Source organism: Albidovulum sp., assembly GCF_008933605.1.
Classification (GTDB): domain Bacteria; phylum Pseudomonadota; class Alphaproteobacteria; order Rhodobacterales; family Rhodobacteraceae; genus Albidovulum.
In genome coordinates, this window is record NZ_WBUS01000291.1 from 1 (window position 1) to 1804 (window position 1804).

The following is a 1804-nucleotide window of genomic DNA, read 5'->3' on the forward strand; positions in this document are numbered from 1 at the left end:
GTGCCCCGGGGCGCGGTGCCGGCCTGTCGGCCGCTGCCCGACCCGCGCGCGATCAGCGGGCTCTTGCCGCTTGCGACCGGCACCTCGGCCTTCATCACCTTCTGGATCTCGTGCAGCAACTCCGCCTCCTCCGGCGCGCAGAAGGCGATCGCCTCCCCCTCGCGTCCGGCGCGGGCGGTGCGGCCGATCCGGTGGACGTAGTTGTCCGGCACCTCCGGCAGGTCGTAGTTGATGACGTAGGCGACCCCGGGAATGTCGATCCCGCGCGCGGCCACGTCGGTCGCCACCAGCGTGGTGACGGTGCCGTCGCGGAAGGCCTTGATGGCGCGGTCGCGCTGGCCCTGGCTCTTGTTGCCGTGGATCGAGGCGGCGTTGTAGCCGTCGGCGACCAGATCCTTCATCAGCTTTTCCGCGCCGTGTTTGGTGCGGGCGAAGACCAGCGTCAGCGCGTCGAGGTCCCGCGACAGGATCTCGCGCAGGCGCGCGGGCTTCGCGGCCTTGGGCAGGAAGTGGACCGACTGGGTTATCTTGTCGGCCGCCTTGCCCGGGGGCGCGACCTGCACGCGGCGCGGGTCGGTCAGGTAGGCGCGGGAGATCTCCTCCATCTGCTTCGGCATCGTGGCCGAGAAGAGCATCGTCTGGCGCGGCGTGCCGAGCCGGGGGGCGATCTTCCTCAGGGCGTGGATGAAGCCGAGGTCGAGCATCTGGTCGGCCTCGTCGAGGACGAGATGGCGGACCGCCCCGAGGGTCACGGCGCCGCGGTCCATCAGGTCGATCAGCCGGCCGGGGGTGGCCACGAGGATGTCGGTCCCGCGTGCGAGGAGCGCGATCTGCTTGCCGATGGACTGGCCGCCGACGACCGTGCAGACGCGCAGTTTCGTGCCCTCGGTCAGGGCCCGGAGGCTGTCGGCGATCTGGTTGGCGAGTTCCCGCGTCGGCGCAAGGACGAGCGCCTTGACGCTCTTCGGCTCGGGCTTGCCGGGCTGGGCGAGCAGGTGGTCGATCAGCGGCAGGCCGAAGGCCAGCGTCTTGCCGGTGCCGGTCTGGGCGAGGCCAAGGATGTCGTGCCCTTCGAGCGCGAGCGGAATGGCCTGGTTCTGGATCGGGGTGGGTTCGGTGAAGCCCGCGCGCTTGAGCGCGGAAAGAAGCGTCGGCGCGAGGCCGAGCATGTCGAAATCGAACAAGTCGTATCCTTTTCAAGGCGTGCGCGGCGATCGTGCCGGCACACCGGTTTTGCAGAACCGCACGGAGGCGGCCGGCGAGGGTCCGCGGGGCCTCGAAACAGGCGGGCTCATCCCGCGCCATCCGGCCGTCGCGTCAGGACCCTGCGTGATGGGGAACTGAATTCTGGTGTCGCCGATGGCCGTTTCGCGGCCAGGCCAGCTCACGCGGCAACGCAGCGACGTGTGTCATGTGGTCCATCGCCGGCCTGCTGTCAAGCTTTCCTTTCCCCCTCCGGGAAGCGCGGATCAGCCGAACGGCGCGTCGAGCGTCCCGGACGGCGGGCAGAACCAGCGCGGCCCGGCCTCGGTCATGTGGACGATGTCCTCCAGCCGCACGCCGCACTCGCCATAGACGCAGAGCATCGGCTCGATCGAGAAGCACATGCCGGGCGCAAGGACCGTGTCGTTGCCGGCGACGATCCAGGGTTCCTCGTGGATGTCGAGGCCGAGTCCGTGGCCCGTCCGGTGCGGCAGCCCCGGCACGGCGTAGCCGGGGCCAAATCCTTCGGCCTCCAGCACCGCCCGGGCGGCACGGTCGACGGAGGCGCAGGTCGCGCCCGGCCGCGCCGCGGCGAAGGCGG

Annotated in this window: 2 protein-coding genes; both read right to left on the reverse strand. The window is 70.6% G+C overall.

The genetic code is table 11. From position 1 onward, the window contains the following. The coding region (locus F9K34_RS18925) for a DEAD/DEAH box helicase (RefSeq protein ID WP_291338642.1) at window positions 1-1184 on the reverse strand (1184 nt) is incomplete at its 3' end. A 285-nt stretch (window positions 1185-1469) separates the two neighbouring features. Beyond that, the coding region (locus F9K34_RS18930; RefSeq protein WP_291338643.1) for a M24 family metallopeptidase at window positions 1470-1804 on the reverse strand (335 nt) is incomplete at its 5' end.